We start from the raw sequence: 15,162 nt of genomic DNA on the forward strand, positions 1-15,162 counted from the left end.
TATGAATTACGAGTTAAACTCTGTTGGGAAAATGCGTTACTCGATCCCCCAACAAGTCTGGACGGGAGATGATACGATGCAAATCAGTCAATTTGCAGGTCATGACATGATGGTGATAGCTAAATCGGATGAAGAACCACATCTCTTTGAACTTCATTACATTGGTTACCAAACGGGTGGCTTCATAGGCATGGAGGCGGCTAAAGGTAAAGCAGTAGAGTTTGCAAAGCTTGTACTCAATGAATTGTTATCCATGTTGGATCAGACAGAAAATAATGGTAACTAGCTCATTCCCCCTGATTTTTCTCGATATTGATGGTGTTCTTAACTCAAAGCAACATCAAGAATACCGACGTTCATGTGCAGGTAAAGAAAAACGCAGGCAAATATTTGCTACTCATTCAGACACCCGAATTGCTCTTGGGCTTGTTTTACTGGACTATACGAAGGTCGCTCTTCTTCGTGATTTAATTGAAGTGACGGGAAGTAGAATTGTAATAAGTTCCACATATAGAGAGGGAGTTCAACCCGCCTATTTCGAAACTTTGTTTCGGTTGGCTGGTCATCCGCTCCCAAGAGGAACAGTAATTGGTTTCACTCCGATATTAGATGAAGTTCAGTACCAGAAGAGAGGACACGAAATTGACTTTTGGTTAAATAAAACTGGGTATTCAGGCAGATACGTTATTATCGATGATGACAATGAAAAGCTCTTTTTGCCTGGACAGAACCTATACCATGTTGATAACAGAATCGGTTTAACGAAAGTAGATTGCCAAAACATTAAGATGTTATTGACTGATGATAAGTACTGGAATGAGTCATGAAGTTTGTATTTGAGAAGAATATATGCCTTATCACTGCTTTCGTAATTATCGCGGTGGGTGTGGCAGATTGGAGTTGCGAACGACTTACAATTATCGATGCTCTGTCACTTGGTTTCTCTACTTGGCTATGTGCCGGTTCTTGGCATGTTCTTGACTTTAGGGAAAGAAACCCACAAGCTGGAATTGAATACATCCATCAGCTTTATTTGTGGCCCAAGCGTTATTTCAAAAGAAAGGCTAAGGACATCTAGCATGAAACAACATGGTCTGACACCACTAGCTGACCTCGATATATCGCCATTAAGTAAACCCAACTTTACTGACTCTAAGATCGTAAAAAAGATTATGCGGTACGAGAAAACTGGGAGGGCGATTGTTGAGTTTGATAAGTACAAAAGCAAGCTCTCTGATTATGGTTATTGGTTCGTCCTAAGCACACTCTGGGTCTCTTATACTGGATGGTCTGATTTAAGGCTTTGGAAACGATTGTTCAATTCTAATCGCCCGAGCAGGAAGCTATCTATTATGAAGCCCTCAGAGGTCAGAAAGTTTGATCAACTTCCAGACTCATTTAGTGTGTACAGAGCAAAGCGTGAAGGTGAGTTAGATTGTATCGCTTACACTCTAGACCTAGAAATTGCATCGACTTGGGCAGTCAAACGAGGCGTGAGTGAGGTTCATTGTTATGAGGTTAGTAAACAAGATGTGCTTGCTCTCTTTTTACGTAGAAATGAACATGAAATCATCGTACTTGACCAAAGCAAAGTACGGTTCATATCAACGATGAAAATCGTTAATGACTCTGAAGAAGCCGATAAACTACATGGAGCAGAGAATGACGTTATTAGTTAATCAGCGAAACATTGAGGCAGAACTGGAAGTGCTCATGAGTGATGTTAATGAGTACTTTGCAAATCAAGGAAAGAAAAACCCGGAAGAATTCGATGAAGAAGCATTCGTGACCTTATTCAATCGTGGGTTACCCTTATATAAAAGATTAATGGACGAATGCTCTCAAGCAGAGCTCGATGCTTATAATGAGAAGTACGATAGCTTTTATCCTTTCTTCAAAACCATTCAAGATCAGATTGAAAATCATTCTGAATAGCAAATAACTTCAGTTTCTTTCATCTCCACAAATCTCTTACGCAGAAGACATAAACTAGCATGAGTTGGGATGAAAAAATTGAATGGTTTCTAAACCAGAAAATGATCAATTACATCCTAATACCTCGAACAGTATTTCCTCTCGCATCAGAATGACGTGCCGAGTTGATGACGTAACCGCACTGGGTAAATCAATGAAAAACAGTATAAAAATTGCAGATAAACTGTATTCAGACTATCTGGACTCATTTGGCGAAACTGTGCCTAATCCAAACGGGAAGAAACCATTAAAATTGACAAAACAGCGTTTCGCTGGCCTTTATGGTTTTGATACGTGGAGAGATTTCAAAGTACTTATAGAATCTAACGAACCAGTCAGAATTGCAGAGCATGTTGCAGCGTACGGTGCTGATATAAAACGTCACACTACACCTCATATCATCGAAATTTTCTTAAGTGAAAGGCAGGATGTAGAGAAAGTACTTTCGCTTCATGTAAAGCTAGGCAACCTAAGTGCTGATGTCGTAAAAAGATACACTGCTCAAGACAATGAAATTTCAAGTGCGGAGGCATTTGATGTCTTAATCGATTTGTTTACGGCTCATGAGCCTGCATTGAAATTTAATTTAAGGCTGAAGGATGCTCAGTTTATTGTTGCTCACTTGTGGGATAGAGCCAGCTTAAAGACCAGACTAGCTGTATTTCAAATACTGAGCATAGAACGAAAAGAGTTTCCTGAAGACAAACTTACAGGACTTTGGAAAGAAGTAAATACACTACTTTCCGACCGCGGTGAACCCCCTCATTGGGGTAACTTTGCACATGCAAATAAAGAGGCTATCCGACGACTTACAGGAACTGCAGTGCAGAGGTCTTTAGTTACGATCGGAGAACTAAAGGCGTTATACGATGATAAGCCTAAGGTGAACGTAGAACTCGAGTTGCAGATGCTATCAAGCTCATCCTGGCAAAAGGGGCTATTTGGACCTCAGGGGCAGCAAATCACACAAATTGATGCGTTGCTTTGGCTTTTTAAGGATAACGGTTTGCCAGAGGAGGACCAGGAAGTACTTCATTTCTTCGATAAACACTGCTGCTTACCTAATTTAAATGATAAGCCCGAATCATTTGCTGACCTTGAGTCCATTTTGACTTCAACTTCAGTGATTGCAGCACCTGTTTTGGCGACTTATTTGCTAAACACTCTTGGCCGTAGTGATTTTACTATCGAACGATTATTCGCGATATTTTTTTGTCTGAACAAGGCTTGTCATTACGAATCACTGATAAACGATCTTCATTGCTTGGCTACAGTTAGCCAGTGCAATAGTGACGCCACAGCCCTTTTGAAAAGTGAATTGATCGCAGCAATTATCCTGACCCGATGTGCGACCAACGTTCATAAAGCAACTCCTGAACAATTCGATATATACCTGGACACACTTGCAAGTATTATGAAGCAAGGTCACTATGCTTTAATTCTGAACGAAAGTTCACGGTTTATTGAGTTAACTAGATTAGAGTCAGAGCCAACAGAATTCGAGTTTCTTTTTAAAGAGGCACTGGAAAAAATACCTGACGAACAACTTAATACCTTAGCTATGCACGACCTCAATGCAATCTATGTCTTGTCAAAGAGAATGAATGTTCGCGCAGAACGATTGAGCTCCAAAGTTTCAGAAGACATGATCAATGCATCCACTATCTTCGATAATCCCGTAGCAATAGAAGTACTAGCAGTCAGAAGTGACGCGAGAAAGAATAAACTAGAAGAGATTTATGGAGCAGTCGATGCCTTTGGTTATAACTCCAACACCAAATCTGTTCCTGGACAATTCCACCTTGGTTCTCATCGTGAGCCTCTGCAATCTCATCTATTTGATGCCTTAGCTTTATCAGGCCCCTCAGAGCGTGATCAGGTGAAGTCTAGAATTGCACTTACGGCTGAGCTTGCACCTTTACTTTGCGTCGAGAGACCTTCTTCTCAATTAGGAAATCATCGTGGTTCCCAATTGAACCGTATTAGCGAAGTAAAAGAATTGGAAGGTTACCCGGGTAACCTAATGAGCTTTTACGAAAAGCTTTCTCAATCAGTTGGTTCCAACCTTCTTTATTCAAAAGAGGTTCTGATCAAGCTCCACATTGAAGGCTACACTCCAGAAGATGTAATTCAATGTGGTCGAAGTTACTTCGTGTTACTTCGCAGCGGCGATATGACGATATTTGGGGAGGTGAATAACCAAGATAAGATCTTCGCATTATTAGATGAATTCCGCCCTAAAACTGTCACTAACGTAAGTGTTTATAGCATGGCGCTAAATACGATGATCAGAGATGATTATCCTCATGGTTCTTTGCTCGCAGAACACAAAGTAATATCTCTTCAACCTGACACAACGTGGGATAAAGAAGTACTTGAAGAGATTAGAGACACGTTTAAGAGGATCAACGTAGAACAATACTTTGGTAAGAACCCTTTGGGCGATATCGCGATTAGACTCGCGCCGATTTTTGACTGCTGCGGTGTGAGATTTAATCCAGATGGAACCGATTATGTAACCCAAAAGGCAGAGTATGACCATCATTTCAATTCTAATCAACTTGAAATGACTGAGAACTAACGAACTGACTTATAAAGAGATGATTCATTAGCAATTTGCATGATCCTTGAACATATAGGTACCGTTAAGGTACCTTTTTCTTGATCTCAATATAAGATTTTCACTTGGTGAAGCCTATTGCGTTATCATTCATGGCATATTGTGCGGCAAATAAATAATTCGTAGGAAGTTGTGAGTGAATGCGCGACTTAGTGGAAGGTTAATGAAATGCAAGAACGTTCTGTTTTCAAAAACATAGTGAAGATGACAAAGGATTCTGGCTATCAGTTAAAGTTCAAGCTAAAGGGCGCAGAGTACCAGCCATACGCGCCCTCTATTTCCGATGCAATATCGTTTAGAAATAAGTACTATATATCGGAAAACTATCGACCAAATCATTTGTACAAAAAGTTTTTTACACTTGATTGTCTTACTCCATCAAAACGCGTCGAAAAGTCAGGAAACACTACTCTTCGTTGGCAGGTACACTCGCGAGTATTAGAAACGTCAGAGTACAAACCAAAAGGCTTCAATGATCATGACCTAGCTGCAGATTTCGCAAGGCGGTGGATGGTGTCTTACAACGCAATTGTTTCGATATACAATGCTTGGCGCGAAGAAAAATTCTTAGTTTGGATAGAGCAAGAAGCTAAAGAAGAAATTCCCCATATTGATACGAACTTCGATAAAGAGTTGTGGAGAAACGCAGCGCATCAAGTGTTTGGTTTAAATGTCCCTGAATATTTTACCGAACAAGAAGAGCTTTCACCTATCTGGATACCCGACTATCAACACAAGTTTACTTCAAAGGAAATGGGGTATGGGAAAGAAAGCCCGCGACCTAAATTTCGTTCTAAGAAAGTTGCAGAAGGCTTAACGGCTTCGATTAGAAAAGAACCTCGTACAAGATTAACAGGTGAAAAATATTACAACTACACCCCTGGTTTTTTCGTGACGGGAGCTCCTGGGTCGCGTCGTGGTCAATTCATTCGAATAACCCCTGAGCGCTGCTTTATGAAAGCATACATGGAGGCTGTGGATGCATATTCCGCATCAAAAAGTTTGAGCCCCAGCGAGTCAAGACGTCTTTTAGCAAAGTGTCCACCCAAGGAAATTTTTTATCTTGACTATAAGCGTTGGTACGATGCAGGTGATGATATCTCCATAGTAGATATTTTGGAAAAGTTAGAACTTAGCGACTTCAATCTTGAAAACTTGAAAGTATCCATTTCACCTTAGTTTATGATCTTGGATTGTTTACTCTTGGTACAGTGCAAGTCATGAGACATATGGAATATAAAGAAATTTTGGAGGGTTGATATTTGGGAATTTTAGATGGTTGGTCATTTCTTGCTGTGATGATGTTACTTCGCCTTTGTTTTGTAAAACGATGGCGCGTTGCGTTCTCAGTAACGATTACTTTTTTTATGGCTGCAGTTCTGATTATGGGGATTGGAAATACATACGATCAGCGAAAATTCTATGGGCCTGAACGTGTGGCAAGGCTCGATGCAATATTTGCTTTTCCTAAAATGAGTTTAGGTAGTGCAGGTTCGCCTGCTGTGCTGCTAAGAGCCACTTTAGAAGAAGATGGTTCATATAGCTGTAAAGCTGTAACACCGGTTACCGATGGGTTTACGACCATGAGTCTTCAGGATAATGACAGTGGCGAATCAGAAGTGTTCTGCTGCCGGCATGACGTAAAGCAGGATGGATACCTAGCACCACTCAAAAAGGAAAATGGAAAGTTACATTTGCTTTGCGGAACATTCCCTTTCCATAACGAGGTGACGATAGATGCGCCAGAGCAATTCAATGATTTCGACAGCCTTTAATAAATTTACCAATGCGTAGAAGCAGTTAACTTATCATAGAGGCTTTCAGCCTCTATGGTTACTGAACAATCGAGGTCGCCCAAATAAATAATTGACGTCAATGCTTGCCCGTACTTAATGTTTTATTTATGATCACGAGGAACCTCCCTATACCCAAATGACTTTTCCAAAGGCCCAACCATGCGTAATACAAAGAGTATTGTTGCGTTGGCACTGGCTTCCTTGTACTCATGCAGCCTTTTTGCCGCTGTAGAAGGTGTCAATTATATTGACCCTTTAGGTATTCCGCATGATGCAGAGCTGGCAGTCAATGATAGTAACTTTCTAAACAATCAGGGTGATCTGACCCTTTATATCAGTGCAGGTTTAGACCGCCGTATACGTTTGACCACATCTGTAAATGGTACAGCCCTAAAAACTGAAACAACTGACATTATCAACATTCAGGATAAGATCGAATACAAAGGAAATTCATTTTATGGTGTGATGTTGAATTCGCCAGTCTCTGGAGATGGTAACTACACGCTACTCATTGAAACGTTAAACCTATCAGGTGAAGTGGTAACCTCAGAAAGCTTGTTCTATACACGTGATACTACCTTACCTAATGCTGGAACATTGAGCGCATCAGGTTACGGAGGTTATACAGGCCACACCTTCCAACCTTCAGGTACCTGGTTCTTTACTAACTATTTTTCGAATTTTATTCAAGCTAATGGAATCTCGGATTCAAGTGGTATTGATAAGGTAGAGATGCTGACATATACCATGTCACCAAAGACAATTTACAAATCAAGAGTTTTGGGCTATTCCGAAAGCACCCAGTCAGCACGATTTACTTTCAGTGAGGACTATGGTTTCTTACCAGCAAATGACAATGGTGAAACCATTCGAGGTGTAGCATTTCGTGTTACTGATAAAGCCGGAAACCAAGCACTTACAGATGTGCAGAAAGTGATTTACGATACCTATAAAACTGGCGATTTGAAGCTGGTGGGTATATATGACCCTCAAAGTTCGTCAACGATCGCGGGTCAAAGGGGTTTCGTACCTTACAACTCGGGTATGACTGTCAAAACTAACCCTATCCAATTCATGTACAGAGTTAGTAACAATAATTACATATCAAATGTTTTGGGTGGCATTGGATTTGTCGGTGCCGATAAAGTGATTACAACGGCAAACGATGGTTACACTTACGCAGTGTACAAAAGGCCGTACGGATACACCAATGGTAACTATGTACGTTTCAACCAGCGTGCTACGTGGTCCGCTGGTGGTATATCGTATAATTTGATTTTGTCTGATTCAGCACCTAAAGCTCCTTCACGGAACGGTATGTTTGAGTACAACTACTCTGATAAAGGGTGGTCTTCAGCTAACCGTTGGGATATGAATATCAGTGAACTGCCAGTTCGAATTAAAGGCGTCCGACAGTTTGTAAGTCCGAGAACCTATCCACAAGTTTTCTCACATTCAGGTTATAGCTGTACGATTCCTGCTGGAGCTACGGTCTGTGAAATAGCATTTCCTGATACTAGTAAGTGGAATCTTGTAGATGGAGGTCATTATTACTTCCACGAAGGTAGTTCGATTACAAGTGCAGATGGGGCTCTATATGGTTCACCAATGTGGGCTAATGTCACCTACAATGCTGCTCATGCTCCTGTTATAAATTCAACTTCATATAATTCAGAAACGAAAATCCTTACCGCGTCGATTACTCAGCCATCGGCTGGTTCGTGGTTTGACCATTTAAGGCTTGGAAATGTATGGCTTGAAGATTCATCCAAAGGAACATTGCTAACCACTTATGGCGATAAGTGTACCAGACAGACAACTGAGTATTCCTGTACCTTTGATTTAAGTGGCTTGAATGAAGGTTCATACTCATATGTTGTAAAAGCCCAAGAGCGTCATGGTTTGACAACTACAGGAACCGAAACTCTAACCTATGTTAGTGACAGGACCGCCCCAATTATTAAATGGGGTTACAAAGATAGTTACACAGTGCCAGGTACTATTAACGACTTGCGTGATCTGAAATTTGCTATCTCAGACCTTAGTGTCAAGAAGGTAGATGAACTTCGTATTACAGGTTCAACGTTCGATGTTAATTATCTTCTAGGTTACTCAAAACTAAGCTCGACAGAAACGGCGGGAGTGGTTAATGGAGTCGATGTCTATTCACTTGAACTTCCAAAGTTATTCCCAACAATGGAAGCAAATGAGCACTATAAAATCTCTTTAACAGCATCGGATGAGTACGGTAACACGACAATGTCAACTATTGACGTTGTGTTTATTCCAGAAAACTTAGTGCAGTTAGATGTTCAATCATACTTACCCGTCGCGCAGAACTTATTGGACGCTGATGATGAACCCATTGCGAGGATTTACACTGAAAGCTCTCTAGTCTTAGAGGGTGCTCAGATGGCGACTGGAGTACAATTGGCGGAAATTACTGTCGATCCGAACGCTGGTGGCGCGTTAAACTTTCTCACTACGGATGGTGTAGTTACAATTAATCCTGGAGAGACCAAAGTGGTTTCTATTGACCTTGGCACTACTGGTGGTGCGTTAAATATTGATGTCTATCCGGCCAAGGGCGAGAAAGGGACAGCCAAGTTTATGTTCTCAATCCCACAGTTATCATCGATGCACAACAAATAAATGCTGATCTAACTACGACATAAGGGTTCACTGCGGTGAGCCCTTTTTTAACTGTCTGATAAATTTGAGTATTTAGGGGGGATTGTGGGATTGATGATGACTAGCTAAAAAATTAATATTGATACAAATTTTCAATGATTGTCAGTAGCACGTTCGATGCAACAAATAAGACAAAACAAATCTAAGAGGTAAGTTAATGACTGAAAATAACGATAAGAAAAGCTTAGGCATGATCTTGCTGCTTTTTTTTAGGGGGATGTTCTTCAATACTTTGGTTTACATGTTTCTCAAAAAGGGTTGGAAGCAACACCTTGTTGGTTTTTTTGTTCTAGGGGGGGTAATCCTGACGGTTGGTATTGGGAGCTTTCTAGTTGCGACAAACATAATGGGTTGGGACTACCACAGTGACTTGTCACCGATGTATCGACACGCAGCTAATCTACTCATAGGTTTCATGAATTTAAGTAAATTGAGTTTCTTGCTCGGTGTTTTTATTGTCGGTTTGGTTGTGAATACAAGCTCTTCATACTGTGCAAAATATCAAAATAAACGGGAAGACAGGTTCGCAACTGCACTAGAACTAGAAATTAGTACATCAGCAGCACTGACGTTTGTTAATAATGCAATTAGCACAGTACTGGTAGCAATTTTCTGGACTGGTGTTATGTTGGTCATCTATAGCGAGTTCGTGGAAGCCATCGCTGGACTGAATGAAATCAAAGAATCAATGCTTTATTGTTTGTTGGGATACCTTGTACTAAATCTCATACTTAGTCATGGTTTGAGTGATGATATTCAGAAAGTAAGAAAACAATGGGAAAGAAGACCTGTCCGTGCCAAAGTCAGTTTACGAACACGTTGCAAAACTGCACAGGAACAAAACAACTAGTTACTACAAAAACAATCTCAATGGCTTAAGTTAGAGTCATTGAGATTGATTTATACTAATCCCGGCAGCTCTATAGAAACATTCGATTGCTGAAAACTGGAGAGAAGGTTTCAAGAAGCTTCATTTCTCTGACAGCTTCTTTTTCGGGATTTAATACTACATTAGCGTAGATTGAACGTCTCACTTCATTGACAGGTGAACGCACAAGATCAAGGTTGATAGTGCAGGAGGGCACAACAATACCATCATACTCATCGCTCAAAAGCTTCTCAGAACCAATAGCTTGCGTTTCAGGAATAAATGGATACTCATTCCACTGTGCTGGCAATTCTTCTGGACGAATTTCATATAGCCGTAATGGAGGGCAGTCGAACACCCCCATTACAAACTTGCGATTAGCGGATTTTGGATTTTTGGCGTAATTTGTTGCTTCTAGCATAGCGTTCTGAACATTCGAGCTCATATACATAACGGGTGTATTGGCTTTGTTCCAACGGGCACCGCTAATGAAGCTACTACCTTTTTCGTAATCCTTCCAAGTGTTGAAATATGTCTTATGTAGTGTTCGGAATAAGATCATGAAAAATCTCCATAGCGCATACGGTTCAGAATCTCACGTAACGCTTTTCGTCCATAGAGAGTAGCCATTAACTCAATTGGTGCACGACCATTTAGCGCTGGTAAGCCGTCACCAAGCCACTCACGTAGATCTTCTTCATCCTCCATGAAAACGTCCATCATTTCAGCCCAAAGCTCCGTTAAATCACTGATATCTTCACTTTGAACACGAGAAAGAAACTTACGTTGATAGAGTTTGCTCAAATTAGAGTTGTTTACCTCTATCGTATCCGCAACAACTACACGAGGGATGTGTCTCGCCACGGCCTTTAGAGTTTTACCGGTTATGCGAGGCTCGCGGATCATTGCCTGATTGAGTGCAGATGTAATGATCACATTTTCAGGATTAGAAATTCGAGATAGAACAATATCATCAAGAGTCATAGTTGCATTACTCATAAAAACCTCCTTGGTCGTACTAGGTACTATAATATAGTAATTAAAAATACGCAAAGAAACAGTACTGAGGTTCCTGATCGGAGGGTTGCTCATTCGGAACTATAATCGCGTTGATATAGACTAAAGCTACCTAAGGCAATCACTGCCTCTGATTTGAAAATATTAAGGGTATATGCAATGCGACTATCTATAACCGCTTTTGGTAAATCTCACAAAGCGCTTGTCATTACTGGGCCAAAAGAAAAGGTAAACCAGGCTGCAGAAAAAATAGACGGCCAGCGTCACCATTACAAAATGGATTACTCAGATTTTACCATTCACGAAAATGGTCATGCTGAGGCTGAGTTTGTTGTACATCGTAGTCACCATAAGAAGGCTGCGAATTTCATCCGTGATCTCATCCGTTAAAACACTAGTGAATACAGAAATGGATACCCAGACAGATAAATCGTTATCTCATAAAAAACTATACGGTGATCTGAGCGAAGCTACTCAGTTAATTGAAATCGCAATAAAATGCACCGATGCAGCACTTAGCATTGTGCTAAATAACCAGGACAGCATCGCTTTAACAAAAGTAGAAAAAGAACGTTTAAAACGAATTCTTTCGTCGAGTAATTCTAATGCCATACAGTCTGGTCAACTGCTAGAGAAATGCCTTCTAAGTGCAAAATGACAATTGTGAAAAGGTAGGTTCTACTAAATTGACACTCTCATTCGGACGCTAAAGTGTCCTGATCAGATTGCTATTTACACCAAAATTAGAAATATTCCCCGTATAATGGCGCGGTCTTAACAAAACTAATCTGGAAGCATGGACCTATCGAGACGGCAAAGTTGCAACAAACTGGCTGGCAAAGTGAACTAAGAGGTTAATATGACGACACAGCTAATTGATTTAAGTGGAGCAATAATCGCTTTCGGAATCGTGTTTTATCTTGCTGGTGGTGGAAAGTATGTTGAACAAAAGGTTCGAAAAATGAAACTAGAAAACGATGAAAAAGAATTAGAACTTGAACGCAAAAAAGGTAAACGACAGGGAGTTGACCAGTGACCGACATAATAACATTATTGTCAAATCACCCGATAATTTTGGCGGTTTTTGCCATTATCGGAGCATTTGGTATGCATTACTCGCATAGCCAACTAAAAGCCTTCAGAACTGCTAAAGAGATTGTCAGGACGCAAAATAATCCAGTTGACCCCAAGATTGTCGATGAACTCATTGAGGATGCCAAACAGATGGGGGATGAAAAGTATGTTCTAGGTATACTGCGTGAGATAAGAACTAAGTACGGTCATAGCGGAGTCAAAGTAGGTCATGTTATGTGGATTGTTCATTTGAGAGAAACAGGATACCCAGATATCAATGACATTAAAATCCCATCCTTTCACAGAGATGACAAAATCCCGGATTAGCCACAACTTAAAAGAAGGTCGCACTGAGCGGCCTTTTTGATTCATTCTACCAATTTCCCTGATCTAAAGATTATGTACAGTTCTTTATGAATGCCTTCCGTTATAATAGTTATTCTCCATACTCTTAATTAAATCATGGGGCGACTTATTTCGCTCATGAACACTGAAAATCAATGCAGTGAGACTGCTTCAAGGCTTGCTTCCATGAAGGGTATGGCGCGCACTTTCCTAATGGCTGGAAACATTCGCTTGATAAAGAGGAGCATGTATTGAAATGGAATTAAAATCCCTGCACATCCCAGTCAACAAGATTTATTGGCTTCAAGCCGCATCAGGTGATAAGGGGTGGGAATATCGACTATACAACGAACGTTGGATTAGTTTGCTGACGAATGAAGACGGCTCTCCGAAAGAGTTCAAAGATATTCAATATAAGCTCGGGTATCCCAAGAAAGGAGATACCAGCAAGATACTTACCTTCCCATGGAAGGGATTTAAAATCATTGAAGATCTTGTTCACCCACATTTTGACAATGTGCCAACCAAAGTATTTGCTATTAAGCTAGAACGGGATTAACCCTAAGGTAGCTAAGATACAATGAATAAAACGATAGTCACTGTTGATGGACCTACCTCTCAAGACCTAGATGATGCGTTCTCAATTACTCGTGCAGGAAATGCATGGTCACTTGATGTATATGTCACGAATGTTGCGCGAGCAATACAATCTGAACCCGAATATGTTTATCTGGACGCAGAACAGCGAGTAGTAACGCAATACGTCGGCGGGTACGCCATGAGTCCAATGCTGCCTAAAAGCATTTCAGAAGACAAAATGTCCTTACTACAAGGGCGGCATCGAAAAGTGATGAAAGCCAATATACTGATACAAAATTCAGGTGAAGCAGAACTTATAGATGTCACTTCAACCAGCGTTACCAATCATGCAAGACTGAGTTATGAACAGGTAACCAATACAGATACAATAGAAGATCCCGGTGCGGTCTTGGCGGTGATAGAAGGGCTTGATTGTGCCCTAGCTTTATTTCAAAGACGCACAATGAAACAGGATACCCTCAGTTTTATAGATATAGAAAATGGGATTCTTGCTGATGAAGAAGGTCAGCTGCATAAAGTAAAGCGTTCGCAGATCCATGGTCATATTCTTATACAAGAATTTATGATTCTGACCAATACGTTGATGGCAGACTGGTGTCTAGAAAACAAACTACCAATAATCTATCGAAACCACGAAGCAAAGAACATTGATGATCTCAGCGGTGCCATGCATGAAGTCTACAGTGCTATGCCGATAGAAGAGCAGTCGCGCCGCTTACGCTCATACTGTAATAAAGCTAATTACAGTATGTTTAACAAGGGACATGTCGGTCTAAATCAGCTGGCGTATGCAACCTTCACCAGTCCTTTAAGGCGATTCCCAGATCTCTACAACCAGAAGGTCATAGAGGCATTCCTTGATGGCGATGAAATTGAATTGTTCTCCGAACAACGCTGTCAGAGGCTGAATGGACGGTTATTGGATATGTCGTCAGATAGAGAGTCAAGGTCCAAGCAACAAGCGGTACGTAACGCTATTAAGGTGCTTAACGCAAATCCTCAGTCCATAACCACAAGTCAGATTGCTCAGATAGTTAAACGCGGTGAAAATCCAGATGTTATCGACCGGGCTCTAAATCATTTCTTAGCTGATGCTGAACTCATGATGTCATCACAAGTCTGGGTGGCAGTGGTGTTTCATGCCGATAAGATTGGTTGCTCAACACGCTACGCACCAGAACTTAAACAGCGATTAGGTGACTCCCTTCTTCGCAATCTGCCAATGATGAAGACGGTATTGCAGATTCTGCAGCAGCAAGAAGGTAAATCACTACCTATCGGTAATCTCAATGAGTTAACGAATCTGATTGTGGAAGTCTTCGATCTTGATATTGAAACCATTCAGAATGAAATTAATAACGATAAGGCCTCAGTAATGAACTACAAAGGTAAACTCTTCGAATTGTGCCAGAAATTAGGTGTGGCTAATCCGGAATTTGAAAGCTTCAACCTTGGAGAAGCGCATTTGCCCGCATGGGAAACCAAGGGAACCGTAACAATTGGCTCTATCACCTTTACAGCTACGACTAAGAAAGCTCAAAAGAAAGAAGCAGAGCAGGAAGTATCGAAAGATCTGTTTGAGCAAATTACCGAGCAAGGGGTTGATGTGCCGGCAGACAAACAGCCAGATACCCCGCAGCTGGTGGAAAATTCAAAAACAAAGTCAGCTCAGACATCACTACCCAATCCTAAAGGTCATTTCTATGAACTCTGTGCATCAATGGGCATTGCTTCTCCTGTCGCGGAAATGACAAGTTCAGGGTCCTCTCATGAACCTCAATGGGTGGCGACTATCTCATTTGTCTACAACGGTACGGATTACACCGCAAATGCGTCATCAGGTAGTAAGAAAGACGCAGAGAAGCAGGCATTCCAACAGCTAATTAATGAAACGCAGGATGTAATAAATGCTGCCATCGTTGAACCAAAGCCAGCGGCAGTAAGTAATGCTAAGTCATGGCTTAACGAGCTTATGCAAAAGAATCAGTTAGCCATGCCGATATATCGGACTCAAACGTTAGATATGCAACCTCCTATGTTCAAAGCGATTGTGACGTTTGATTACAACGGGCAGAAGTTTGAGATTGAAGGACCGACTATGCCAAGCAAGAAAAAAGCAGAATCCTGTGCGGCCGATATTGCGGTTGCTGATATTCAGAACGCTTAATTCAGAGGAT

At 41.0% G+C, this 15,162-nt stretch carries 18 protein-coding genes; 16 read left to right on the plus strand and 2 right to left on the minus strand.

All coding sequences use genetic code 11. The annotated features are described in order from the left end of the window. Position 1 precedes the first annotated feature (1 nt). The 10 genes from H735_RS08700 (at position 2) to H735_RS08745 (ending at position 9,931) form a co-directional block, all read left to right on the plus strand. Positions 2-286, plus strand: coding sequence for a hypothetical protein (locus H735_RS08700; protein ID WP_020194227.1), 285 nt, complete (start codon positions 2-4; stop codon positions 284-286). Further along, positions 276-827 carry an HAD domain-containing protein gene (locus H735_RS08705; protein ID WP_020194228.1) on the plus strand — a complete coding sequence of 184 codons (552 nt, stop codon included), beginning with the start codon at positions 276-278 and terminating at the stop codon, positions 825-827. The genes H735_RS08700 and H735_RS08705 overlap by 11 nt, the downstream gene beginning before the upstream one ends. Continuing rightward, positions 824-1,078: a hypothetical protein gene (locus H735_RS08710; protein ID WP_020194229.1), complete on the plus strand. Its 255-nt coding sequence runs from the start codon at positions 824-826 to the stop codon at positions 1,076-1,078. The genes H735_RS08705 and H735_RS08710 overlap by 4 nt, the downstream gene beginning before the upstream one ends. A 1-nt stretch (position 1,079) precedes the next feature. Beyond that, positions 1,080-1,679, plus strand: coding sequence for a hypothetical protein (locus H735_RS08715; RefSeq protein ID WP_020194230.1), 600 nt, complete (start codon positions 1,080-1,082; stop codon positions 1,677-1,679). Further along, positions 1,663-1,935, plus strand: coding sequence for a hypothetical protein (locus H735_RS08720; protein ID WP_020194231.1), 273 nt, complete (start codon positions 1,663-1,665; stop codon positions 1,933-1,935). Before H735_RS08715 ends, H735_RS08720 begins: the two co-directional genes overlap by 17 nt. An 82-nt stretch (positions 1,936-2,017) precedes the next feature. Further along, positions 2,018-4,555: a hypothetical protein gene (locus H735_RS08725; protein ID WP_027726553.1), complete on the plus strand. Its 2,538-nt coding sequence runs from the start codon at positions 2,018-2,020 to the stop codon at positions 4,553-4,555. A 207-nt stretch (positions 4,556-4,762) separates the two neighbouring features. Next, positions 4,763-5,773, plus strand: a complete 1,011-nt coding sequence (locus H735_RS08730; protein WP_020194233.1) for a hypothetical protein — start codon at positions 4,763-4,765, stop codon at positions 5,771-5,773. A gap of 83 nt (positions 5,774-5,856) precedes the next feature. Continuing rightward, entirely contained in the window at positions 5,857-6,369 is a 513-nt protein-coding gene (locus H735_RS08735; protein WP_020194234.1) for a hypothetical protein, read from the plus strand. Between the two features lie 180 nt (positions 6,370-6,549). Further along, positions 6,550-9,042, plus strand: a complete 2,493-nt coding sequence (locus tag H735_RS08740) for an Ig-like domain-containing protein (RefSeq protein ID WP_020194235.1) — start codon at positions 6,550-6,552, stop codon at positions 9,040-9,042. A 196-nt stretch (positions 9,043-9,238) separates the two neighbouring features. Next, on the plus strand, positions 9,239-9,931 hold the full coding sequence (locus H735_RS08745; RefSeq protein WP_020194236.1) for a hypothetical protein: 693 nt from the start codon (positions 9,239-9,241) through the stop codon (positions 9,929-9,931). Between the two features lie 70 nt (positions 9,932-10,001). On the opposite strand, the gene H735_RS08750 is transcribed toward H735_RS08745, so the two are convergent. Both H735_RS08750 and H735_RS08755 read right to left on the minus strand, forming a co-directional pair. After that, positions 10,002-10,511, minus strand: coding sequence for an RES family NAD+ phosphorylase (locus tag H735_RS08750; protein WP_020194237.1), 510 nt, complete (start codon positions 10,509-10,511; stop codon positions 10,002-10,004). Beyond that, positions 10,508-10,948, minus strand: coding sequence for an MbcA/ParS/Xre antitoxin family protein (locus H735_RS08755; protein WP_020194238.1), 441 nt, complete (start codon positions 10,946-10,948; stop codon positions 10,508-10,510). The genes H735_RS08750 and H735_RS08755 overlap by 4 nt, the downstream gene beginning before the upstream one ends. A gap of 177 nt (positions 10,949-11,125) precedes the next feature. Here H735_RS08755 and H735_RS08760 point away from each other — a divergent pair, with 177 nt between their 5' ends. The 6 genes from H735_RS08760 to H735_RS08780 all read left to right on the plus strand — a co-directional run bounded on the left by H735_RS08760 (position 11,126) and on the right by H735_RS08780 (position 15,152). Then, entirely contained in the window at positions 11,126-11,356 is a 231-nt protein-coding gene (locus H735_RS08760) for a hypothetical protein (RefSeq protein ID WP_020194239.1), read from the plus strand. A 19-nt stretch (positions 11,357-11,375) separates the two neighbouring features. Next, positions 11,376-11,624: a hypothetical protein gene (locus H735_RS08765; protein WP_020194240.1), complete on the plus strand. Its 249-nt coding sequence runs from the start codon at positions 11,376-11,378 to the stop codon at positions 11,622-11,624. Positions 11,625-11,825: 201 nt separating this feature from the next. After that, entirely contained in the window at positions 11,826-12,002 is a 177-nt protein-coding gene (locus tag H735_RS30775; RefSeq protein ID WP_020194241.1) for a hypothetical protein, read from the plus strand. Then, on the plus strand, positions 11,999-12,367 hold the full coding sequence (locus H735_RS08770; RefSeq protein WP_020194242.1) for a hypothetical protein: 369 nt from the start codon (positions 11,999-12,001) through the stop codon (positions 12,365-12,367). The genes H735_RS30775 and H735_RS08770 overlap by 4 nt, the downstream gene beginning before the upstream one ends. A gap of 274 nt (positions 12,368-12,641) precedes the next feature. Then, a complete protein-coding gene (locus tag H735_RS08775; RefSeq protein ID WP_020194243.1) occupies positions 12,642-12,944 on the plus strand; it encodes a hypothetical protein in 303 nt (100 codons plus the stop codon). 21 nt (positions 12,945-12,965) lie between these two features. Next, positions 12,966-15,152: an RNB domain-containing ribonuclease gene (locus H735_RS08780; protein ID WP_020194244.1), complete on the plus strand. Its 2,187-nt coding sequence runs from the start codon at positions 12,966-12,968 to the stop codon at positions 15,150-15,152. Positions 15,153-15,162 lie beyond the last annotated feature (10 nt).

The organism is Vibrio owensii CAIM 1854 = LMG 25443 (assembly GCF_000817815.1).
GTDB lineage: Bacteria > Pseudomonadota > Gammaproteobacteria > Enterobacterales > Vibrionaceae > Vibrio > Vibrio owensii.